Annotated in this window: 18 protein-coding genes; 9 read left to right on the top strand and 9 right to left on the bottom strand. The window is 66.2% G+C overall.

What is annotated here, in order from left to right; genetic code table 11:
* Positions 1–68 precede the first annotated feature (68 nt).
* The 5 genes from QTI05_RS01940 to QTI05_RS01920 all read right to left on the bottom strand — a co-directional run bounded on the left by QTI05_RS01940 (position 69) and on the right by QTI05_RS01920 (position 5,789).
* Positions 69–1,238, bottom strand: a complete 1,170-nt coding sequence (locus QTI05_RS01940; RefSeq protein ID WP_286542326.1) for an ABC transporter substrate-binding protein — start codon at positions 1,236–1,238, stop codon at positions 69–71.
* 105 nt (positions 1,239–1,343) lie between these two features.
* Positions 1,344–2,162: an alpha/beta fold hydrolase gene (locus QTI05_RS01935; RefSeq protein WP_286542328.1), complete on the bottom strand. Its 819-nt coding sequence runs from the start codon at positions 2,160–2,162 to the stop codon at positions 1,344–1,346.
* A complete protein-coding gene (locus tag QTI05_RS01930) occupies positions 2,159–3,730 on the bottom strand; it encodes a benzoate-CoA ligase family protein (protein ID WP_286622711.1) in 1,572 nt (523 codons plus the stop codon). The genes QTI05_RS01935 and QTI05_RS01930 overlap by 4 nt, the downstream gene beginning before the upstream one ends.
* Positions 3,731–3,765: 35 nt before the next feature.
* Positions 3,766–5,322: a 3,4-dehydroadipyl-CoA semialdehyde dehydrogenase gene (locus tag QTI05_RS01925; RefSeq protein WP_286622710.1), complete on the bottom strand. Its 1,557-nt coding sequence runs from the start codon at positions 5,320–5,322 to the stop codon at positions 3,766–3,768.
* Entirely contained in the window at positions 5,319–5,789 is a 471-nt protein-coding gene (locus QTI05_RS01920) for a DUF4863 family protein (RefSeq protein ID WP_286622709.1), read from the bottom strand. The genes QTI05_RS01925 and QTI05_RS01920 overlap by 4 nt, the downstream gene beginning before the upstream one ends.
* Positions 5,790–5,960: 171 nt before the next feature.
* On the opposite strand from QTI05_RS01920, the gene QTI05_RS01915 reads away from it, so the two are divergent.
* The 5 genes from QTI05_RS01915 to QTI05_RS01895 all read left to right on the top strand — a co-directional run bounded on the left by QTI05_RS01915 (position 5,961) and on the right by QTI05_RS01895 (position 12,044).
* Positions 5,961–6,869 (top strand): helix-turn-helix transcriptional regulator, encoded by a 909-nt coding sequence (locus tag QTI05_RS01915; RefSeq protein ID WP_286622708.1) that lies wholly within the window; start codon positions 5,961–5,963, stop codon positions 6,867–6,869.
* A gap of 142 nt (positions 6,870–7,011) precedes the next feature.
* Entirely contained in the window at positions 7,012–8,691 is a 1,680-nt protein-coding gene (gene boxC, locus QTI05_RS01910; RefSeq protein WP_286542338.1) for a 2,3-epoxybenzoyl-CoA dihydrolase, read from the top strand.
* A 136-nt stretch (positions 8,692–8,827) separates the two neighbouring features.
* Positions 8,828–10,255, top strand: a complete 1,428-nt coding sequence (gene boxB / locus QTI05_RS01905) for a benzoyl-CoA 2,3-epoxidase subunit BoxB (protein ID WP_286542340.1) — start codon at positions 8,828–8,830, stop codon at positions 10,253–10,255.
* Positions 10,256–10,287: 32 nt separating this feature from the next.
* The gene (boxA, locus tag QTI05_RS01900) at positions 10,288–11,565 is read left to right on the top strand and encodes a benzoyl-CoA 2,3-epoxidase subunit BoxA (protein ID WP_286622707.1); all 1,278 of its coding nucleotides are present in this window, start codon (positions 10,288–10,290) and stop codon (positions 11,563–11,565) included.
* Positions 11,566–11,618: 53 nt separating this feature from the next.
* Entirely contained in the window at positions 11,619–12,044 is a 426-nt protein-coding gene (locus tag QTI05_RS01895) for a hotdog fold thioesterase (protein ID WP_286622706.1), read from the top strand.
* An 8-nt stretch (positions 12,045–12,052) separates the two neighbouring features.
* Here the strand turns inward: QTI05_RS01895 and QTI05_RS01890 are convergent, their stop codons facing one another.
* Together QTI05_RS01890 and QTI05_RS01885 are read right to left on the bottom strand one after the other, a co-directional pair.
* Positions 12,053–13,852, bottom strand: coding sequence for a feruloyl-CoA synthase (locus tag QTI05_RS01890; RefSeq protein ID WP_286622705.1), 1,800 nt, complete (start codon positions 13,850–13,852; stop codon positions 12,053–12,055).
* Between the two features lie 11 nt (positions 13,853–13,863).
* Positions 13,864–14,808 (bottom strand): 3-hydroxyacyl-CoA dehydrogenase NAD-binding domain-containing protein, encoded by a 945-nt coding sequence (locus QTI05_RS01885; protein ID WP_286622704.1) that lies wholly within the window; start codon positions 14,806–14,808, stop codon positions 13,864–13,866.
* 157 nt (positions 14,809–14,965) lie between these two features.
* On the opposite strand from QTI05_RS01885, the gene QTI05_RS01880 reads away from it, so the two are divergent.
* Positions 14,966–15,703, top strand: a complete 738-nt coding sequence (locus QTI05_RS01880) for a Crp/Fnr family transcriptional regulator (protein ID WP_286542353.1) — start codon at positions 14,966–14,968, stop codon at positions 15,701–15,703.
* An 11-nt stretch (positions 15,704–15,714) separates the two neighbouring features.
* Here QTI05_RS01880 and QTI05_RS01875 read toward each other — a convergent pair whose 3' ends face one another.
* Complete coding sequence (locus QTI05_RS01875) at positions 15,715–16,956, bottom strand: aromatic ring-hydroxylating oxygenase subunit alpha (RefSeq protein WP_286622703.1); 1,242 nt, start codon at positions 16,954–16,956, stop codon at positions 15,715–15,717.
* A 138-nt stretch (positions 16,957–17,094) separates the two neighbouring features.
* Between QTI05_RS01875 and QTI05_RS01870 the strand changes: the two genes are divergently transcribed.
* Positions 17,095–17,772, top strand: a complete 678-nt coding sequence (locus QTI05_RS01870; RefSeq protein ID WP_286622702.1) for a TetR/AcrR family transcriptional regulator — start codon at positions 17,095–17,097, stop codon at positions 17,770–17,772.
* 10 nt (positions 17,773–17,782) lie between these two features.
* Here the strand turns inward: QTI05_RS01870 and QTI05_RS01865 are convergent, their stop codons facing one another.
* Positions 17,783–18,274: an Lrp/AsnC family transcriptional regulator gene (locus QTI05_RS01865; protein WP_286622701.1), complete on the bottom strand. Its 492-nt coding sequence runs from the start codon at positions 18,272–18,274 to the stop codon at positions 17,783–17,785.
* Between the two features lie 64 nt (positions 18,275–18,338).
* On the opposite strand from QTI05_RS01865, the gene ilvB reads away from it, so the two are divergent.
* Positions 18,339–20,141 carry a biosynthetic-type acetolactate synthase large subunit gene (gene ilvB / locus QTI05_RS01860; RefSeq protein WP_286622700.1) on the top strand — a complete coding sequence of 601 codons (1,803 nt, stop codon included), beginning with the start codon at positions 18,339–18,341 and terminating at the stop codon, positions 20,139–20,141.
* A 146-nt stretch (positions 20,142–20,287) separates the two neighbouring features.
* The gene (locus tag QTI05_RS01855) at positions 20,288–21,181 is read left to right on the top strand and encodes an amino acid ABC transporter substrate-binding protein (protein ID WP_286542358.1); all 894 of its coding nucleotides are present in this window, start codon (positions 20,288–20,290) and stop codon (positions 21,179–21,181) included.
* Positions 21,182–21,185: the final 4 nt, after the last annotated feature.

The raw sequence follows: 21,185 nt of genomic DNA, 5'->3' as shown, positions 1-21,185 counted from the left end.
CGCTGGTGTTGCCCCCTGCAAGGGGGTTGGCGTAGCGACACGAAGTGCGCGAAGACTGGGGGTGTGCTTTACATCCTGCACCCGCGAGCCGGATCGGCCAGGCTCTTGCTCGCGATGCTGACCATCTTGTTTTCCTTGCCCTCGACCTTGCGCAGGTAGATGTCCTGCACCGGGTTGTGCGACTTGCCGATCGAGAACGGACCGCGCGGGCTGTCGATCTTCGCCTTCTCGATGGCCGAGGCGAACTCGGCCTTCTTGCCGATGTCGCCCTTGACCGCGGCCAGGCCGATGCCGAGCATCTGCGCCGCGTCGTAGCCCTGCACTGCGTACACGTCGGGCTGCAGCTTGAAGGCCTTGGCATAGGCGGTGCGGAAAGCGGTGTCGCGCGGCGTGTTGAGGCCGTCGGCATAGTGCAGCGTGGTGAGCATGCCTTGCGCCGCCTCGCCCTGTGCGTCGAGCGTGCCGTCGGTCAGGAAGCCGGGGCCGTAGAGCGGAATGGTCTTGTTGAGCCCGGCCGCCGCATAGTCCTTGACGAACTTGACCGCGCCGCCGCCCGCGAAGAAGGCATACACCGCATCGGGCTTGGCGGCTGCGATCTCGGTCAGCAGCGCCTGGAACTCCACGTTGGGGAACGGCACGTTCAGTTGCTTGGTGACCTGGCCACCCGCCTTCTCGAAGCCTTCCTTGAAGCCGGCGACCGACTCGTCGCCCGCCGCGTACTTCCAGGTGATGGTCATGGCCTTCTTCTTGCCCTGCTGCTTGGCCGCGACCTCGCCCATCGCGAAGGCCGGCTGCCAGTTCGAGAACGAGCTGCGAAAGATGTTCGGCGCGCACATCGGGCCCGTCACGGCGTCGGCGCCGGCGTTCGGCACGATCAGCACGGTGCCGCTCTCCTTGGCGGCCTTGGCCATGGCCATCGCCACGCCGGAGTGCACGGTGCCGACGATCACGTCGACGTTGTCGCGCTTGATCAGCTTGTTCACGTTGTCGGTGGCCTTGGCCGGATCGGATTCGTCGTCGACCTTGATGTACTCGATCTCCCGGCCGCCGAGCTTGCCGCCTTGTTCCTCGACGCGCAGCTTGAAGCCGTTCTCGATCGCCACGCCGAGCGCGGTGAAGGTGCCGCTGTAGGGCAGCATGAGACCGACCTTCAGCTTGGCCTGCTGGGCATGGCCCAGCGTGGCGACGCAGGCCAGGGCGAGGGCGGTCAGGGTGGTGCGTGCGACGCTGGTGGTCATGGGTATCTCCTGGCGTTGATGATGAGGGTGAAAAAGACGGAAACAGCCTGGCGACGGTTGGCAGGAATGGGATGGCAGATACTTTAAGGGTAAATCATTTATCTCTCAAGAACGAGTTTTCCCTGCCCGCCGGTCGGCTGCTTCGACGAACGAAACGGCCGCCACTATGACCTGTTCCGGCTGGTCCCGATGCGGGGAATGCCCGCAGTTGGGGAGCTCGAGCAGCCGGGTTCCGGGCACCCGCTCGGCGATGCCGCGAATCTGGCGCAGTGTGCCGTACTCGTCGTCGATTCCCTGGATAGCAAGAACCGGGCAACGGATGGCGTCGAGCCCGGCTTCGATGTTCCATTGCCTGAAGGGCGGGTGCAGCCAGATGTGGTTCCAGCCCCAGAAGGTGGCTTCGGCGTCGTCGTGGTAGCGGGCCAGCTTCTTCGGCAGGTCGGTCTCGAGCCAGGCCACGCGCGCCTGGTCGATGTTCGCCACAGTCAGGTCTTCCACGAAGATGTGCGGCGCGAGCAGCACCAGCCCGGCCACGCGTTCGGGAAAATGTGAGGCGTAGAGAAGCGAGATCGAGCCGCCGTCGCTGTGGCCGAAGAGCCAGGGCTTCTCCTTGAGGCCGATGGCTTCGAAGAAGGCGGGCAGCACCTCGTGCGCCTGGCGGTGCATGTAGTCGACGTCCCAGAACTCGTCGGGTTCGCGCGGTGTCGAGCGGCCGTAGCCGGGGCGCGAGAACACCAGGCCGCGGAAACCACCGGCCTCGCAGAGCTTCACGGGGAAGTCCTTCCACATCGCGACCGAACCCAGGCCTTCGTGCAGGAAGACGACCAGCGGCGCGTCGGTGCGTTCGGGTGCGATGCGCGCGTATTCGATGCACACGTCTTTTCCCCGCCAGGGGATGGCGGTGAATTCGGACGGATCGCTCACGCTTCGCGCTCCCGTTCGCGCAGGCGAAAGCGTTGGATCTTGCCGGTCGCCGTCTTCGGCAGTTCGTCGACGAACTCGATGAAGCGCGGGTACTTGTAGGGCGCCAGCCGCTCCTTCACGAAGGCCTTGAGTTCGTCGTCGCTGGCGGACCGGCCGGCCTTCAGCACCACGTAGGCCTTGGTCTTGGTGAGGCCGTCCGCGTCTTCCTTGCCGATCACGGCGGCCTCGAGCACGGCAGGGTGCAGCATCAGCGTGGATTCGACCTCGAACGGCGACACGTAGATGCCGCTGACCTTGAGCATGTCGTCGCTGCGCCCGGCGTAGGTGTAGTAGCCGTCCGCGTCGCGCGAGTACTTGTCGCCGCTGCGGGTCCAGCCGTCCTGGAAGGTGTCGCGCGTCTTTTCGGGGTTGCCCCAGTACATCAGCGCGGCGCTCGGTCCCTTGATGAACAGGTCGCCCACCTCGCCGTCGGGCACGGGCCGGCCGTCCTCGCCGCGAAGTTCGATCGCGTAGCCCTCTACCGGGCGGCCGGTGGTGCCGTAGCGGATGTCGCCGGGCCGGTTGGAGATGAACACATGCAGCATCTCGGTCGAACCGATGCCGTCGATGATCTCGCAGCCGAAGTGCGCCTTGAAGCGCTGCGCGATCTCGCCCGGCAGTGCCTCGCCGGCCGAAGAGCACATGCGCAGCGCGACCGCCTCGCGCACCGGCAGCGAGGCCGAAGCGAGCATCCCCGCGAAGCCGGTGGGCGCGCCGAAAAATACGGTGGGCTTGACGCCACCGCCGCTCGGGGTGGCACCGGTCCAGCGCCGGAAGGTGGCATCGGGCGTCGGCCGCTCGGCCATGAGCACCACGCTCGCACCCACCGAGAGTGGAAAGGTCAGGGCGTTGCCGAGGCCGTAGGCGAAGTACAGCTTGGCGGCCGAAAAGCAGACGTCGCTTTCGGTCAGGCCGAGCACCGGGCCACCGAACAGCTTTTCCGTCCACCAAGGGTTGGCGTGCGAGTGCACCGTGCCCTTGGGCCGGCCGGTCGAGCCGGACGAATAGAGCCAGAAGGCGTGGTCCCCGGGCGCCGTCAGGGCGGGCGCGGCGAGCGGTTCGGCGGCCGCAACAGCCGCGCCCATGTCCAGCGCGTTGTCCGGCAGCGCCCCGGCCGGCTGCGACACGATGAGCTGTCTGGGTGCGCTTTTTGGCGCCTTCGCGACGGCCTGCAGCAGCACGTCCGTCAGCGCGCCCGACACGAGGGCCGCCGTCGCGCCGCTGTGCTCGAGCATGTAGGCATAGTCATCGGCCGTCAGCAGCGTGTTGACCGCGACCGGCACGATGCCCGCATAGAGGCAGCCGAGAAAGCTCACCGGCCAATCGGTGCTGTCCAGCTGCAGCAACAGGACGCGGTCTTCGCGCTGGATGCCTGCGGCCAGCAACACCGAGGCGAAGCGCCGGGCGCCATCCTCGAGCTCGCCATAGCTCAGCGTGCCGCGGTCGTCGATGTAGGCGGTCTTTTGCGCGCGCCCGCGGTTGAGCGCAAACAGGTGTTCGGCGAAGTTGAAGGTTGGGGGCAGGCTCATCGGTGTCTCCGGGGGCTCTTGGTTCGAGCGTGCTGTCAGCTCGCCGTGCCCAGGCGCGCCAGAACCTCTGGGCTGGCCTGGATCGCGCTGCGGCGGTGATAGAAATCAAGGGCGCGCAGGCCGCCCAGTTCGGCACCGCCGCCGGCGCGGCCCGGGCCGCCGTGCAGCGACATGGGCATCACGTTGCCATGGCCCGTGTGGGTTTTGCCCACGGCGGGCGTGATCACATGAACGCGCCCGTGGCTGGCCGCAAGTTGAACCGCGACCTGGCCCAGCGCCGCATCGTCTGCGCCGTAAAGCGACGTGACGAGCGATCCCTGGCCGCGATGGGCCAATGCCACCGCGTGGTCGATATCGCGGTAGGGCAGGAGCGTCGCGACCGGGCCGAACACCTCGACCTCGTGCACCCGTCCTGCACCGTCCGCATCGCGCGTGCCGAGCAGCACCGGCCCGATGCAGCAGGCCACGGCAGGGTCGGCGTCGACCAGCGGTGCCTGGCTGCCGTCGTAGAGCACGCCGGCTTGGGCCTTCAGCACCTCCAGCCCTTCGCGCACCGCATTCAGCTGCGCGCGACTGACGAGCGAACCCATGCGCACGGATTCGTTGCGCGGATTGCCGACGGTGACGGCCGCGAGCTTGGCACCGATCGCTTCGGCCACGGCGTCGTAGTGGGCGGCCGGCACCATCACGCGCCGGATCGCGGTGCACTTCTGGCCCGACTTGACCGTCATCTCGCGCACCACCTCGCGCACCAGCAGGTCGAAGGCTTCCGAGCCCGGCGCCGCATCGGGCAACAGCAGTGCCGAGTTGAGGCTGTCGGCCTCGATGTTCGCGCGCACCGAGTGCTTGGACACGGACGGATGCGAACGGATCACCGCGCCGGTTTCCGCCGACCCGGTGAAGGAGACCACGTCGAACACCTGCAGCTGATCCATCAGGCCCTGCGAACTTCCGCAGATCACCGACAGTGCGCCGGCCGGCAGCACGCCGGCGTCGACGACGTCGCGCACCATGCGCTGCGTCAGCCACGCGGTCGAGGTGCCGGGCTTGACGATGACCGGCACGCCCGAGAGCAGCGCGGGCGCGGCCTTTTCCCAAAGCCCCCAGCTCGGAAAGTTGAAAGCGTTGATCAACAGCGCCACACCGGGCGTCGGAACCTGGATGTGACGGGACTGGAACACCGGCTCCTTGCCGAGCTTGACGGCGTCGCCATCGGCCAGCACCCGGACGTCGCCCAACGCCTCGCCCCATCGGGCGTACTGGCCCAGCGTGAAGATTGCGCCATCGATGTCGACGGCCGAGTCGTTCTTCACCGTGCCCGAGTTGGCCGTCGCAATGTCGTAGTAGAGGTCGCGATTGGCTTGCAGCACCTTCACGATGGCGCCCAGCAGGGCCGCACGTTCGCGGTAGGTCAGCGCGCGAAGCGCAGCGCCGCCGGTGTCCCGCGCGAAGCCGAATGCATTGGTGAGGTCAAGCCCGGTCGCGTCGACGCGTGCCAGTTCGGTGCCCAGCACCGGGTCGAAAAGCGGCACGCCTTCACCGCTGCCTGCTTGCCAGCGGCCGGCGACGAAATTGGGAAGAAGTTCGGTCATGAAGATTTTGTGAATTGGATCTGCCCTTCGGGCAGGAGGTAGAGGACGAGCGCCCGGCCCGAGGCCACGGTCGGGCGGTGCGCGCTGCCGGGCGGGTAGACGCACCAGCCGGCCGGCCGATGGTCGAAGGTGGCCTCGCCTTCGAGCGGCATGATCAGGTCGATCTCGCCGTTCGGATGGCTGTGGTGCGGGCCGGCGATGTCCTGCATGTCGACCACGTCGACCGAAAAGCGGTGCAGCGCATCCTCTGCCTTGAAGACACGCCCGTAACGGATGCCGCCGCCTTCGCGCTCGCACAGCCAGCCCTCGGCGACGCCGTCGATGCAGGCCTGCTTCAGGTTGTCGAAGGTGGGGGTGCCGGCGCCGTGCCGGGCGTTGAGCCACTGGTCGAGCGCAGGGCCGAGCGGCCGGTCGGCAATCTCGGCCGTGAGGGTCGCGATGAGTTGATGAAATGTTTCTTTGGACATCGTGAGTGGGGCGATCTTGTGGGTTAGAACTTGCGCCGGGCTTGCAGTATGGCGTCGCGTGCAGTATCTTGCCTGTTGAGAAACGATACGCAGGCCCTTAAGCCGTGTCAAGCAATATAGTGCATATATGGCGTTTACCCTGAGGCGCCGGCACGCAGTCAAGGAATGGACATGAACGAGCGAGCCGACGCGGTCATCAGCGTCGCGGAAGAAGCCAAGAACCCGCTGCTGATGGCGCTGGGCGAGCGGGTTCGCAACCTGCGCGCGCGCCGCGGCCTGACGCGCAAGGCGGTGGCGCTGACAGCCGGTGTGTCCGAGCGGCACCTGGCCAACCTGGAATACGGGATCGGCAATGCGTCGATCCTTGTGCTGCAGCAGGTTGCGAATGCGCTGCAGTGTTCCCTTGCCGAACTGGTCGGCGACGTGACCACCAGTTCGCCGGAGTGGTTGCTGATCCGTGAACTGCTGGAGCGCCGCGGCGAGGCGGATCTGCGCCGGGTGCGCGTCGCGCTGGGCGAACTGCTCGACTCGGCCTCGAGCGACCCTGCGCGGCAGCGGCGTATCGCCCTCATCGGCCTGCGCGGCGCGGGCAAGTCCACGCTCGGGCAAATGCTGGCGGACGACCTTGAAGTGCCCTTTGTGGAACTGAGCCGGGAAATCGAAAAGTTCGCCGGCTGCAGCGTGCGCGAGATCCACGATCTGTATGGCACCAACGCCTACCGTCGCTACGAGCGGCGCGCGCTCGAAGAGACGGTGCAGATCTACGGCGAAGTCGTGATCGCCACCCCGGGCGGCATAGTCTCGGATCCGGCCACCTTCAACCAGTTGCTGACGCACTGCACCACCGTGTGGCTGCGGGCCGCGCCCGAGGAGCACATGGGCCGCGTCGCCGCGCAGGGCGACACGCGCCCCATGGCCGCGAGCAAGGAGGCCATGGACGATCTGCGCCGGATCCTCACCGGGCGCGCGGCCTTCTATTCCAAGGCGGACATCACCATCGACACGTCCGGGCACGGCCTGGCCGAAAGCTTTCAAACCTTGCGCGCCGCCGTGCGGGAGCGCCTGATGCCCGCGCACTGACGCCGCGCGCCGGCCGCGGCTGTAATAAATCGATGCGAGGGTTGACACGCTCGAGAACATGCAGGATGATGCATGTTCTGGCGGTAACCCAGCCAGTCAAATGCAATATGTTGCTTCAATTTGCCGCATCAGGAGACTCCTAATGACTGAAATCGCCACCGCCCCGGCCTCCGTGGACTACCGGACCGACCCGACTCAATACCGCCACTGGAAGCTCAGCGTCGACGGCGCCGTGGCGCGCCTGTCGCTCGACATTGCCGAGGACGGCGGCATTCGCCCCGGCTACAAGCTCAAGCTCAACAGTTACGACCTGGGCGTCGATATCGAACTGAACGACGCGTTGAACCGCGTGCGCTTCGAGCATCCCGAAGTCCGCTCGGTCATCGTGACGAGCGGCAAGGACCGGATCTTCTGCTCGGGTGCCAACATCTTCATGCTGGGCGTTTCGAGCCACTCCTGGAAGGTGAACTTCTGCAAGTTCACCAACGAAACCCGCAACGGGATCGAAGACACCTCCAAACACTCCGGCATCAAGTTCCTGGCCGCGGTCAACGGCGCCTGCGCCGGCGGCGGCTACGAGCTGGCCCTGGCCTGCGACGAGATCTACCTGGTGGACGACCGCTCGTCGGCGGTGTCGTTGCCCGAGGTGCCGCTGCTCGGCGTGCTGCCCGGCACCGGCGGACTGACCCGCGTCACCGACAAGCGCCACGTGCGCCACGACCTGGCCGACATCTTCTGCACCAGCGTGGAAGGCGTGCGAGGCCAACGCGCGGTTGACTGGCGCCTGGTCGATGCCGTGGTCAAGCCGGCCCAGTTCGCGGCGACCGTGCAACAGCGCGCGGTTGAGCTGGGCCAGGCCAGCGATCGTCCGCAAACGCCTGCGGGCACCCAGGGTGTTGCGTTGACCCGCATCGAACGCGAGGACAGCGAGAACGGTCTGCGCTACCGCCATGTGCAGGTCGAGATCGACCGGGCATCGCGCTCGGCAACGTTCACGGTTCATGCACCCGTCGGCGCGCAGCCGGCCGACATCGCCGCCATCGAGGCAGCGGGCGCCACCTGGTGGCCGTTTGCGATGGCGCGGGAACTCGACGACGCGATCCTCTCGATGCGCACCAATGCACTCGACATCGGCACTTGGCAGCTCAAGACCAAGGGCGACCCGGCCGCGGTGCTCGCCAGCGACGCAACGATGTTGGCAAACAAGGACCACTGGTTCGTGCGCGAGACGATCGGCTTGATGCGCAGAACCTTCGCGCGCCTGGACGTCTCTTCGCGCAGCCTGTTCGCCCTGATCGACTCCGATTCCTGCTTCGCAGGCAGTCTGGCCGAGCTGGCCTTCGCGGCCGACCGGGCCTACATGCTGGCGCTGCCGGACGACCCGGAGCATGCACCGACCCTGTCGCTCAATGCCTTCAATTTCGGTCCCCTGGTCATGGTCAACGACCAGAGCCGCCTGCAGCGCCGCTTCTATGAAGAGGAAGCCCCGCTGGAGGCCGCGCGCGCCAGCTTCGGCAAGGCACTGAACGCAGACGAGGCACTCGCCCTTGGCCTGGTGACCGCTGCACCGGACGACATCGACTGGGCCGACGAGATCCGCATTGCGCTCGAGGAGCGGGCCGCCATGTCGCCGGATTCGCTGACAGGCCTCGAGGCCAATCTGCGCTTTGCGCAGCGCGAGAACATGAACACCCGCATCTTCGGCCGGCTGACCGCATGGCAGAACTGGATCTTCAATCGTCCCAACGCCGTGGGCGAAAAGGGCGCGCTCAAGGTCTACGGCACCGGCGAGAAGGCCGGGTTCGACTTGAACAGGGTATGACCCCCAGGCTTCGCGCACTTCGTGTCGCTACGCCAACCCCCTTGCAGGGGGCAACGCTGGCGGCCCGGCGAAGCCGGTTCCGCAGCGTTCCCAGCACAGATATCTCTTCAGCAACCAAATCGATAAAGGTTCCGTCATGAGCACGATCAACTACAGCGAGAAGATTCCCAACAACGTCAATCTCGGGGAAGACCGCACGCTGCAACGCGCACTCGAAGGCTGGCAGCCGAACTTCATCAACTGGTGGGACGACGTCGGCCCCGACGGCTCGACCAACTACGACGTGTACCTGCGCACCGCGGTCAGCGTCGACCCGCAGGGCTGGGCGCAGTTCGGCCACGTCAAGATGCGCGACTACCGCTGGGGCATCTTCCTGAACCCGGGCGATGCCAACCGCGAGATCCATTTCGGCGACCACAAGGGCGAGAAGGCCTGGCAGGACATCCCCGGCGAACACCGCGCGAACCTGCGCCGCATCATCGTGACGCAGGGCGACACCGAGCCCGCATCGGTCGAGCAGCAGCGGCACCTGGGCCTCACCGCGCCCAGCATGTACGACCTGCGCAACCTGTTCCAGATCAACGTCGAAGAAGGCCGCCACCTGTGGGCCATGGTGTACCTGCTGCACAAGCACTTCGGCCGCGATGGCCGCGAAGAAGCCGAAGCGCTGCTGCAGCGCACCTCCGGCGACGAGAACAACCCACGCATCCTGGGCGCCTTCAACGAGAAGACGCCCGACTGGCTCGCGTTCTTCATGTTCACCTACTTCACCGACCGCGATGGCAAGTTCCAGCTGTCGGCGCTGGCCGAGAGCGCCTTCGATCCGCTGGCACGCACCACCAAGTTCATGCTGACCGAGGAAGCGCACCACATGTTCGTCGGCGAGAGCGGCGTCTCGCGCGTGCTGTCGCGCACCGCCGCGGTGATGAACGAGCTCAAGACCGACGATCCGCAGAAAGTGCGCGCGGCCGGCGCGATCGACCTCGGAACGATCCAGCGCTACCTGAACTTCCACTACAGCGTGACCATCGACCTGTTCGGCGCCGACCAGTCGAGCAATGCCGCGACCTTCTACAGCACGGGCCTGAAAGGCCGCTACGAAGAAGGTAAGCGCACGGACGACCACATCCTCAAGGGCCAGACCTACAAGGTGCTCGAGGTGCAGAACGGCCAGCTCCTCGAGAAGGACGTGCCGATGCTCAATGCGCTCAATGAAGTGCTGCGCGACGACTTCATCAAGGATTCGGTGGCTGGCGTGACACGCTGGAACAAGGTGCTGGAAAAGGCGGGCATCCCGACACGGCTGATCGTGCCGCACAAGGCGTTCAACCGCCAGATCGGCGCCCTGGCCGGCATCAGAATGTCGCCGGACGGCCGCGTCGTGAACGAGGCCGAATGGGCCGCGAAGAAGAACGAATGGCTGCCGACGCCGGACGATTTCGCTTTCGTCGCTTCGTTGATGGGGCGTGTGGTCGACCCCGGCAAGTTTGCCGGCTGGATCGCGCCGCCGGTCATGGGCATCAACCGGCAGCCCGTCGATTTCGAGTACGTGCGCTTCGGTTGATTGGGTATTGGGGAGGGCTTTAGGAGAACAACATGGACATGGTCATTGAAGCCGGGCTGATCAAGCAGCACCTGATCGATCCCGAGATCTGCATTCGCTGCAATACCTGCGAAGCAACCTGCCCGGTCAATGCTATTACGCATGACGACCGCAACTACGTGGTGCGTGCCGACGTGTGCAACGGCTGCATGGCCTGCATCTCGCCATGCCCCACGGGATCGATCGACAACTGGCGAATCATGCCCGTGGTGCGGGCCTACTCGATCGAAGAGCAACTGACGTGGGACGAGCTTCCGGCCGAGCTCACGCCCGAGCAGCTCGAGGCAGAAGGTGTCCCGGCAACAGGCCAGGCTGTCATGCCGGCACCGGCCGCGGCGCCGCAGCCGGCGTCGGAGCCGGGTGCGGCTGTTTTCAACTCGGCCCAATACGGCGCCACCAGGCCGCCGTGGTCGGCCGCGCACGCCTACACCAACCTGCATTCCCCGAAGGATCCGGTCACCGCCATGGTGGTCGGCAACTTCAACTGCACCGAAGCCGGTTTCGAGAACCAGACGCACCACATCGTGCTGGACTTGGGCGCGATGCCGTTCCCGGTGCTGGAAGGGCAGTCGATCGGCGTCATTCCACCCGGCGTGGATGGCAAGGGCAAGCCGCACTTCGCGCGGCAGTACTCCATTGCGAGCCCGCGCAACGGCGAGCGGCCCGGCTACAACAACATTTCGCTGACGGTCAAGCGCGTCACCGAAGACCACCAGGGCAAGCCGGCGCACGGCGTGGCCAGCAACTACGTGTGCGACCTGAAGGTGGGCGACAAGGTGCAGGTGGTGGGCCCGTTCGGCGCATCGTTCCTGATGCCCAACCACCCCAAGTCGCACATCGTGATGATCTGCACCGGCACCGGCAGTGCGCCGATGCGGGCCATGACCGAATGGCGTCGCCGCCTGCGCAAGAGCGGCAAGTTCGAAGGGGGCAAGCTGCTGCTGTTCTTCGGCGCACGCACGCAGCAGGAGCTCCCGTACTTCGGCCCGTTGCAGACGCTGCCGAAAGACTTCATCGACATCAACTTCGCGTTCTCGCGCACGCCGGGGCAGCCCAAACGCTACGTGCAGGACGTGATGCGCGAACGCGCCGCCGATCTCGCCGCCTTGCTGAAGGACGGGCAGACGCATTTCTATGTGTGCGGCCTGAAGAGCATGGAAGAGGGCGTGGTGCTCGCGCTGCGCGACGTGGCTGTCGAAGCCGGCCTCGATTGGGACGCGGTCGGCATGGCGCTCCAGCGCGAAGGGCGTCTTCACCTCGAAACCTACTGAACGCGGCCCGCGTCCTATGATCGGCGGCCGCCACCCCGAACATGGAGACACCGATGAGCATCTGGAAAAAGGACATCTCGATCGCAGCCCTGGCAGAGGCCCACCAGAATTCCGCCACGGCGGCTTTGGGCATCGAGTTCCTTGAAGTCGGCGACGACTTCATCCGCGCACGCGCCCCGGTCGACGGGCGCACCGTGTGGGGCGAAGGGCTGCACAGCGGCGTCAACGTCGTTCTGGCCGAAACGCTCGGCTCCTGTGGCGGGCATTACGCGACGCCTGCGAGCCAAAGGGCCGTGGGCCTGAGCATCAACGCCAATCATCTGAAGACGGCCACGTCGGGCTGGGTCACCGGCATCACGCGTCCGCTGAAAAGCGATTCGGAAGGCCAGGTCTGGCAGATCGACATCCGCGACGACGAAGGCGATCTCGTCTGCGTGTCGAAGATCACCATGGCGTTGATGAACGTTCGACCCCGCTGACCTGCGTTTCAGGGGGCGAGGATCACGCGGGCATGCGGCGAGGCGGAATAGAGCAGGGCGACTTCGTCCGCACGGCGCGTGAGCACCGCGCGCTGGTTCACGTAGCCCTTGTCGGTGATCTCCCCCGCATCGGCGTTGGGCGGCTCCTCCAGCAGCATCGCGCGGCAAGGGCATTGCGATGAGCCGCCGCCTTCCATGCGGAAGGCCTGCAGCACTTCCCGGATCTTCCCGGCCACGACCCCGGCTTCGGCCTGCGCGCATGCGGCCCCCGGAAAGATCAGCGCGCCGATCTCGTCGCGGTCATGGCCGGTGATGACGGCGTCGGCCGCATACGGGGACAGTGCGGAGACCAGCTTCAGGCGCAGGGTTCCCACCGAAACCCAGGTGCCCGTGCCGAGCTTGAAGTCCTCGGCAACGCGCCCGTCGAACATCACGCCGTACTCCGGGTGCGCCGGGTCGGCCAGGTAGCCGGCGTCGCCGATCCTGTAGAAGCCGTCTTCGTCGAATGCCGCGGCCGTCAGCTCGGGTGCATTGCGGTAGCCGGGAAAGACGGACACGCCGCGCACACGCATTTCCTGCTTTTCGCCGTTGGGAACCAGTTTCAGTTCAAGGCCCGGCAGCGGCAGCCCGATGCAACCCGCGCTGTCGAGCTTGTAGTGGGCACTGGTGACCAGGGGCGAAGTCTCGGTGGAGCCCCACGAGGTCGTCAACCACAAGGGCTCCTCGCGCACCTGCGCCGCGAGCCGTTCGAGTCGCGACCAGGTGGACGCAGGCAGGGCCGCCGCGGCGTAGAAGACCAGCAGCAGCCGCGAGAAGACGTCGCGCGCCAGCGCGTGATCGGCTTCCAGGAAAGGCAGCAACATGTCCAGGCCACGCGGCACGTTGAAGTGCAGGTTGGGCCGCACGTCGCGCAGATTGCGCACCGTGCGTTCGATCAGCCCCGGCGCCGGGCGGCCCTCGTCGATGTAGAGAGCGCCGCCGTTGCGCAACACCAGGTTCAGGTTGTGATTGCCGCCAAAGGTGTGGCTCCAGGGCAGCCAGTCGAGCAGGATGGGCTTCTCCGTTGCCAGGAACCGCCAGGTCTGCGCCAGCGTCTGCTGGTTCGCGCAGAGCATCCGGTGGGTGTTGATGACGACCTTCGGATGTCCGGTGGAGCCGGAGGTGAGCAGGTATTTCGCATGGTCGTCGCCGGTGACGCCGGCGAAGGCGGCCATGACCGCGGGCGTCTCGACCACGTCCAGCAGCGAACGCAGGCTCAGGGCGCCGGGCAGCTCTTCGAAGCCTTCGCTCAGAACCTTGATGGCCGGGGTGGTGCAGCCCTGTAGTGCGGGGCCGTAGACCTTGGCGTCGGAAGCGTAGATGAGCGAGGGCTGCAGCGCGTCCAGGATGCCCTGGACTTTCGAATAGTTGCGGGTCAGCCGGCAGTACGCGCTGGAGACCGAGCAAACCGGAATGCCGATGTGCATCGCGGCCAGCATCAGCAGCGCATGGTCGATGGAATTGTCCGAAAGCACCACCACCGGTTGTTGCCGCGGCAGCTTCAGGTCGAGCAGGCCCTGTGCGATGGCACCCACTGCCCGTCGGAGGTCGCCCCAACTCAGGCGCTTCCAGGCGCCGGTGCTGTCGCGTTCCGCGAGCGCCAGCGCCTCGGGCGTGGCATGGGCCCACTGCTCGACCCACTCGCCGATGCAGCGCGCGTAAGGGCCCAGCGGTTCCGGCGAGGACAGCACGATGCTGCCGTCGGCGTGGGTGGTGCAGATGGTTTGCGCGGGCGCCACCAGGTCGGGGTTGTCGTAGAGGGCGACCATGTTGTTGTTTCTCAGTCTTTGAACTGTTGGCCTTGTTTGGCCTTGATCAGATCGATCAGCAGCGCATCGCGCGATGCTTCCAGATCTTCGATCCGCCTGCCTTGCATCTCGTCGGCAACGCCTTGAACCACTTGGGCCTTCAACGCTGCGCTCATGTCCGGTCGCCCCAGATCCTGCCACCAATCCGCGATCGGCCCGCCGAGATGGTCCAGCACATGCTGGATGCCGCCGGCACCGCCCGACAGGTGCAGGTTCAGAAAAGGCCCGAGCACGCCCCACCGCAGGCCGGGGCCATGCGCGATGGCAATGTCGATGTCCTCGACCGAGGCCACGCCTTGTTCGACCAGGTGAAAGGCCTCGCGCCAGAGTGCCGCCTGGAGCCGGTTGGCGATGTGCCCCTTGATTTCCTTGCGCCCGTGGATCGGCTTCTTGCCGATCGATGCGTAGAACGCCATGGCACGCTCGATCGTGGCGGGCGACGTGCGCTCCCCGCCGATCACCTCGACCAGCGGTATGAGGTGCGGCGGATTGAAGGGATGGCCCAGCACCACGCGCTCCGGATGGACGCAGGCCGACTGGATGCTGGTGGTCGACAGCCCGGAGGAACTGGACGCCAGGATCACATGGGGCGGCAGAACCGCGTCGAGGCGCCCGAAGAGTTCTGCCTTGAAATCCTGCCGTTCAGGCCCGTTCTCCTGGACGAAGTCGGCGCCTGTGACGGCCTGCTCCAGATCCGCGTTGAAGTGCAGGCGGTTCTGCGCGGCACCGGCCGCCAGGCCGAGCCGCTGCAGCGTCGGCCAGTGCTGCGCCACGCTGGCGCGCAGGCGGTCTTCCGCGCCGGGCGAAGGATCGGTGGCCGAAACGTCGAGGCCGTGGGCCAGGAAATGCGCGGCCCAGCTCGCGCCGATCACGCCGGTGGCGACGACGGCAACACGCTGGATGACGGGAGGGTTCATGGTCGTGGGGCAGGTTCGATGGAGGTCGGGGGCACCTCGGGGAAGCCTCGTATTGTTCGATGGCAGGCCGGGGCTGCACAGTCGTTTGCACGACAATCGGCCCCCGGGAAACCACTAGCCCGGTGGCGCCGCCGAGGCGGCCGTGCAGGAGCGAACCATGACCACCAAGACGGCGCAACGAGCGTCCGCATTCTCGATGCCCCAGCTGCTCGCCAAGTCCGCGTGGTATCCCCAACTCGACGAAGCGGCGCGGCAACAGGTGCTGTCGGACGCCTTCGAGCGGACGGTCGTTGCCGGCGATGCGCTGATCCGTCACGGCGAAACGCCGCTCTGGTGGTTCGGTGTGCTGGAAGGGGTGCTCAAGTGGTCGACCGGTACGCCCGACGGCCGCTCGGTCACCCTCGGGGGCCTGTCCGTCGGCAGCTGGTTCGGGGAAGGCAGCCTGCTGCGCGGGCGCCCGATGCAGGCCGAAGTCGTCGCCCTGCGCTTCAGCCGCGTCGTGATGCTGCCCAAGGACACGTTCGACTGGCTTCACGCCACGCAGCCCGCGTTCGGCCGGTTTCTGCTGAGCCAGATCAACGAGCGCCTGCACTGGTTCATGGGCGACTTTGCGGCGCACCGGCTGCTGGGTGTCGAGGCACAGGTTGCACGGGCACTGGTCGGACTGCTGCACCCCTGGCTGCATCCCGGCGCAGAACACCATCTGCAGATCTCGCAGGAGGAACTGGCCAACCTCGTCGGCCTTTCTAGGCAACGTTGCAACCAGGCGCTCAGCCAGTTCAAGGCGGCCTCGCTGGTGCGCATCGAGTACGGTGGCATCACCATCCTGGAGCTCGCGCGCCTGAACGAACTGGCGCAGCCCACCTTCACGGAACAGGCGGCGCCTGTGCGCTGAATCTCATCGCCCTATGACGACGGATCCCCGCCGGCGGGCGCCAGCGTTCCGTCGATGGCATCGTCGATGCCGCGGTGAAAACGCAGCACCTCGTGTTCGAGCCGGCCCAGGTGGAAGTCCGTGTTGGCGCCGCAGGACAGGCCGCGCTGGATCGCCACCGCGGTGGCGATGTCCTCCTGCTGGAACACCGTCTGCTCGATGAGCCGGAAGCTCTTCTCCCAATGGGCAGTCCAGTCTTCGCCGGTGCGGTCTGGCGGGATCAGCATCGTGTGCACCCAGCGGATCTGGTCCACCGCCGGCGAGAACATGCCGATCAGGCTCACGTAGTCGGGGTGCCAGATGAGGAAGGTGTTCGGAAACACGAGCTGTGTCGGCGTGGCCAGCTTGCAAAGTTCGTAGCGGTCGCGCGGCGGCTCGAAGGCATCGAAGGCCGTTCGCCGCGCCACCAGCGAGTCCTGGTGCGGCCCTGCATGCAGGTTGACCGTGTAGGCATCGGCAAAGAAGGGGTAGATCGTGTCGCGATGCAGCACCCGGATGTGATAGCCCTCCAGGAACGCGTCGACCGTGAGCTTCCAGTTCGCCGGGTACACCCGGTCGACCTTGCGGAACACGGTCATCCGTGGCAGGCCCATCCAGTGCAGGTGCGTGTCCAGCCCCTGCAGGAACGCCTCGGCCGAGAAGGCCGCGCCGGGCGTGCGCTTCACGAAAATCAGCCCGCCCGCTTCGTCGCAAGGCAGTTCGACCAGGTTCAACGTGGCCGGGTCGATGCCATCGAAGGTCTGCGCATGCAGGCGGTGCCGCAGCCGCCCATCGAGTTCATAGGTCCAGGCGTGGTACGGACAGACCAGCGCCTTGCAGGGCCTGGCCTTGGCCGGTTCGGTGCCGTCGGCGCCGACCAGCGCCATGCCGCGATGCCTGCAGACGTTGAAGAACGCACGCGCGCGGCCGTCGGCCGCCCGGGTCAGGACGATCGGAACCCCGAGCGCGTCGAACGGCAGCGCCGATCCGGCCGGGACTTCCGAGCTGTGGGCCGCGACGATGGGCCACTGCCCGAACAGTGACGCCTGCTCGTGCTGCCAGTGCCGAGGATCCGTGTAGTGGCTGGTGGGCACGGTTGCGGCCTGGTCGCCTTCCTCCCGCGTGCCGGTGAGCCGGGCCTGGTCGAGGCGGTGAACCAGGTCGGCCAGCGTGGCCGGCATCGGCGCGGTGGCCGGAGTGTTCATCGTGATCGCTTCGTGCTCGGGTGGTGCCATGGTCGTCAGCTTAGGCCGGATGCGCGCCAGGCGTGTTCGGGTTTTGCACCGGAGGAGACCGTGCGGGCAAACGACGGGATGTTCAGCTTTGCGCCGTTCGCTGGCGCCGCCTTGCCGCGGCCGCCGCGAAGCACGAAGATGGGCACACCCCTTGATGCCGCGAGCCTCGCCAGACGCATGAACACCATCGTGAAACCCCGGCGCAAGCCCTTGCAGTCGCGGGCCTGGATGACCAGCGGCGCGATCCAGGATGCCTTCGTTCTGCTGCTGGTCGAGCGCGGCTACGAGAAGGTGTCGATGCGCGATATTGCAGGTGTCGCGGGTGTCGGCCTGGGCACGCTCTACCTGTACTTTCCAGGCAAGGATTCGATCGCCGCGGTCACCGTTCGCAGCTGGATGCGCAAGCAAGCTGCGATCCTGGCGCAGGCCGCCATGGTGTCGGTTGTTCCACGCACGACCGGGCAGACGATCCACGCCGTGGTGGCAGCGTACGTGCAAGGCCTGCTCGGCCAGGCCGACGAATGGCGCGCGCTGCTGTTCCTCGAGCGCCGCCTCTCCTCACCCGCAAGCTACCGCCAGATCTACCGTGAGTTCGTTGCCCTGTTTCGCGAAGCCCTCGTTGCGTCTTCCGACTGGCCGGTAGTGCTCGACCCGGTGCGCACCGCGTTCAATGCGTTCTCGATCCTCGATGCGATGGTCGAGCAGGCCCTGTTGGTGCAGGAAGTCTGCCCCGGCACGGAAGAACTCGTGGGCGACGTGGAGTGCGCGATTACCGGCTACATCCGCGCGACGCAGGAAAGCATGCAGCGCGTCTGACCCTGCAAGCTCAGAGCGGCACGCTCGCTTCCTTCAGCACGCGCAGCACGAAGCTCGACTTGCTGTGACGGATGCCCGGAATCTTGTAGAGCTTTTCGCGCAGCAGCCGTTCGTAGTCGCGCGTGTCGCGCACGGCGATGCGGATGTAGTAGTCGTAGTCGCCCGACACCAGGTAGGCCTCCTGGATCTCGGGAATGGTGGCCAGCACGCGGCCGAACTCGTAGAGCGTTTCGTCGGTGTGGCTTTCGAGCGTGAGCTGCACGATGACAAAGTCGTTGTACCCCAGCTTCGCCGGGTCGAGGTCGACCGTATAACGCTTGATCACGCCCTGCGCCTCGAGCTTCTTGATGCGCGTCCAGCAACTCGTCGGCGACAGGCCGACCATCGCGCCGATCTCCTGCAGCGTCTGGCGCGAGTCCTCGCGCAACACGCGCAGGATGGCCAGATCGACCTGATCCGATGATTCTTCGGTGGAAGAGGGTTTTGCACGACTGATTTTCATGGAATGGGCTGAAACAGGCGGAAAGAAGAAGCCTATTCTGCGCGATCGGCGGAAAAATGAAGCCATGGAACTGCTTTCCCCCGAACGCCCTTTGCCGGTCCCACCGGCCACGCCGATCCCCCCGACCCGCCTGCGCAACGGCGCGGTCGCCTTGCTCGACACGCTGATAGCGTGCGGCGTCGACACGATCTTCGGCTACCCCGGCGGCGCCGCGCTGCCGCTCTACGACGCGTTGCACGGCGAGCCGCGGCTGCGCCATGTGCTGGTGCGGCACGAGCAGGCGGCCGTGCATGCCGCGGAAGGCTATGCGCGCACCACGGGCCGCGTCGGCGTGGTGCTGGTCACCTCAGGGCCGGGCGTGGGCAACACCATCACCGGCTTGCTCGATGCGATGAGCGACTCGATCCCGGTGCTCTGCATCAGCGGGCAGGTTGCCACCGGCGTGATCGGCACCAACGCATTCCAGGAAAGCGATGCGCTCGGCATGTCGCGGCCCGTGACCAAGTGGAACCACCAGGCGCGCGTGGCCGACGAGATCCCGGCCGTGATCCGCCGGGCCCTCGACATTGCCGCCTCGGGGCGCCCGGGGCCGGTGCTGATCGATGTGCCGAAGGACGTGCAGCTCACGCCGCTGGGCATGTCGGCGGTCGCATCGCCCAAACCCTCCAAGCCCTCCAAACCCTTTCGCCGGACCCACACGCCGACGATGCCGCCCGCCGGCACCCTGCAACGCGCGGTGGATCTGCTGTCTACCGCGCGCCGGCCAGTCGTGTATGGCGGTGGCGGGCTGGTCAACTCCGGCGCCGCTGCCTGCGAGGCCTTCACGCGGCTCGTGCGCCGGCTCGACGCGCCTTGCACGTTGACGCTGATGGGCCTGGGCGCGTTCCCCGCATCTGACGCGCATTTCATCGGCATGCTCGGCATGCATGGCGCCCTCGAAGCCAACCTGGCCATGCACGAGGCCGACCTGGTGGTGTGCATCGGCGCCCGCTTCGACGACCGCGTGACCGGCAAGCTCGACGAGTTCTGCCCGCATGCGCGCAAGATCCACATCGACATCGACCCAGGCAGCATCAACAAGGTGGTGAAGGTCGATGTGCCGATGGTCGGCGACTGCGGCGCGGTGCTCGACGCACTGCTTGCCATGCCCGAGCTGCAGGGGCTGCCGCCGCAGCGCCTGGCGCCCTGGTGGCAGCGCATCGCGCGCTGGCGGGCCGCGCGCTGCTTCGACTTCGCGCCGCGTGCCGATGTGATCCTGCCGCAGCAGTTGATGGCGACGCTGCAGCAGGCCGTCGAGGGCCGCGACGCGATCGTGTCCACCGACGTCGGTCAGCACCAGATGTGGGCCGCGCAGTACCTGCGCTTCGAGCGGCCGGGCCGCTGGCTCACCTCGGGCGGTGCCGGCACCATGGGCTACGGCCTGCCCGCTGCCATTGGCGCGCAGATTGCGCACCCCGATGCGCTGGTGGTGTGCGTGAGCGGCGATGCCTCGGTGCTGATGAACATCCAGGAGCTCTCGACCGCGGTGCAGCACCGCACGCCGGTGAAGCTGGTGCTGTCGAACAACGGCTACATGGGCATGGTGCGGCAATGGCAGGAGCTGAACCATGGCAACCGGCTGAGCCACAGCTGGAACGAGGCGCTGCCCGATTTCGTCGCGCTGGCCAAGGCCTTCGGCTGGGGCGCGCGGCGCGTGTCCGACCCGGCCGATCTCGAAGGGGCACTGGCCGAATGCCTTGCGTACGACGGGCCGTTCTTCCTCGACGTGCAGGTCGCCGCACAGGAGAACTGTTTTCCGATGATGCCCTCGGGACACGGCCATCATCGCGTGATGCTGGGCAAGGAGCGCTGGTACGAGGAGGGGTAATCTCTTTTGGTTGTCTATCAGCGTGAAAATTAATCGCTTTTAGAAAAGTGTGAGCACTTCCAGAATCCGCGGGTGCCTGCCTCTGATCGCGCTGCAATCCGGGCCGAGACAGCGACGGGATTCTTCAACTCACACGAGAGCGCGAAATGAAATTTTCTTTTCCAATGGCCGTTGGCCTGGTCGCTGCAGTGGCGTGTTCCGCCACCCTGGCACAGAGCGATACGCTGAGCAAAATCAAGGCGAGCGGCACCGTTCAGATCGGTGGGCGCGACAGCCAGGTTCCGTTCTCGTACAAGCCGGGCGGCGGCGGTGATCCGGTCGGCTTCACCAATGACATCTGCATGAAGATCGTGGACGCGATCAAGGCCAAGCTCGGCATGCCCGAGCTGAAGGTGAACTACACCATCCTCACCTCCACCAACCGCATTCCGCTGTTGACCAACGGCACGGTGGACCTCGACTGCGCCACGACCACCAACACGGTCCAGCGGCAGCAGCAGGTGGCCTTTGCGCCGAGCCACTTCGTCACGAACATCACGGCCGCGGTCAAGAAAAGCTCCGGCATCAACACGCTGGCCGAATTGAACGGCAAGAAGGTCTCGACGGTTTCCGGCAGTACCGGCGTGCAACTGCTGCGCGGCTATCGCAAGAGCGGAAACATCGAGGTCGAAGAACTTGCCGCCAAGGACACGGCCGACGGCTTTCTGCTGCTGGCGTCGGACCGCACCGTGGCCTACATCCTCGACGACGTGCAATTGGCAGGGTTGATCGCCACCTCGCCGACACCGGGCGACTTCAAGATCCTGACCACCGAATCGCTGCGCCAGGAACCGTACGGGATCATGTACCGCAAGGAAGATCCGCAGTTCAAGGAACTCGTCGACAAGACCGTCACCGATCTGATGAAGTCCGGTGCGATCAACCAGATCTACGCCAAGTGGTTCACCAAGCCGATCCCGCCGACCAACGCGAACCTGAACTTCCCGATGACGGAGCCGGTGAAAGAGATCTACAAGAATCCGAACAACAAGGGTGTCTGATGCG

The organism is Variovorax fucosicus (genome assembly GCF_030316825.1).
In the GTDB taxonomy this organism is placed as follows: domain Bacteria; phylum Pseudomonadota; class Gammaproteobacteria; order Burkholderiales; family Burkholderiaceae_C; genus Variovorax; species Variovorax fucosicus.
Note: the sequence above shows the minus strand (reverse complement) of the source record. Positions and strands in the feature narration are given on the sequence as shown.

What these genes read in the sequence shown, in the direction of transcription:
- QTI05_RS01940 (WP_286542326.1), bottom strand. Translation starts at nt 1,238, where the DNA reads ATGACCACCAGCGTCGCACGCACCACCCTGACCGCCCTCGCCCTGGCC.
- QTI05_RS01930 (WP_286622711.1), bottom strand. Translation starts at nt 3,730, where the DNA reads ATGAGCCTGCCCCCAACCTTCAACTTCGCCGAACACCTGTTTGCGCTC.
- QTI05_RS01925 (WP_286622710.1), bottom strand. Translation starts at nt 5,322, where the DNA reads ATGACCGAACTTCTTCCCAATTTCGTCGCCGGCCGCTGGCAAGCAGGC.
- QTI05_RS01920 (WP_286622709.1), bottom strand. Translation starts at nt 5,789, where the DNA reads ATGTCCAAAGAAACATTTCATCAACTCATCGCGACCCTCACGGCCGAG.
- QTI05_RS01915 (WP_286622708.1), top strand. Translation starts at nt 5,961, where the DNA reads ATGAACGAGCGAGCCGACGCGGTCATCAGCGTCGCGGAAGAAGCCAAG.
- boxC (WP_286542338.1), top strand. Translation starts at nt 7,012, where the DNA reads ATGACTGAAATCGCCACCGCCCCGGCCTCCGTGGACTACCGGACCGAC.
- boxB (WP_286542340.1), top strand. Translation starts at nt 8,828, where the DNA reads ATGAGCACGATCAACTACAGCGAGAAGATTCCCAACAACGTCAATCTC.
- boxA (WP_286622707.1), top strand. Translation starts at nt 10,288, where the DNA reads ATGGACATGGTCATTGAAGCCGGGCTGATCAAGCAGCACCTGATCGAT.
- QTI05_RS01895 (WP_286622706.1), top strand. Translation starts at nt 11,619, where the DNA reads ATGAGCATCTGGAAAAAGGACATCTCGATCGCAGCCCTGGCAGAGGCC.
- QTI05_RS01890 (WP_286622705.1), bottom strand. Translation starts at nt 13,852, where the DNA reads ATGGTCGCCCTCTACGACAACCCCGACCTGGTGGCGCCCGCGCAAACC.
- QTI05_RS01885 (WP_286622704.1), bottom strand. Translation starts at nt 14,808, where the DNA reads ATGAACCCTCCCGTCATCCAGCGTGTTGCCGTCGTCGCCACCGGCGTG.
- QTI05_RS01880 (WP_286542353.1), top strand. Translation starts at nt 14,966, where the DNA reads ATGACCACCAAGACGGCGCAACGAGCGTCCGCATTCTCGATGCCCCAG.
- QTI05_RS01875 (WP_286622703.1), bottom strand. Translation starts at nt 16,956, where the DNA reads ATGGCACCACCCGAGCACGAAGCGATCACGATGAACACTCCGGCCACC.
- QTI05_RS01870 (WP_286622702.1), top strand. Translation starts at nt 17,095, where the DNA reads ATGGGCACACCCCTTGATGCCGCGAGCCTCGCCAGACGCATGAACACC.
- QTI05_RS01865 (WP_286622701.1), bottom strand. Translation starts at nt 18,274, where the DNA reads ATGAAAATCAGTCGTGCAAAACCCTCTTCCACCGAAGAATCATCGGAT.
- ilvB (WP_286622700.1), top strand. Translation starts at nt 18,339, where the DNA reads ATGGAACTGCTTTCCCCCGAACGCCCTTTGCCGGTCCCACCGGCCACG.
- QTI05_RS01855 (WP_286542358.1), top strand. Translation starts at nt 20,288, where the DNA reads ATGAAATTTTCTTTTCCAATGGCCGTTGGCCTGGTCGCTGCAGTGGCG.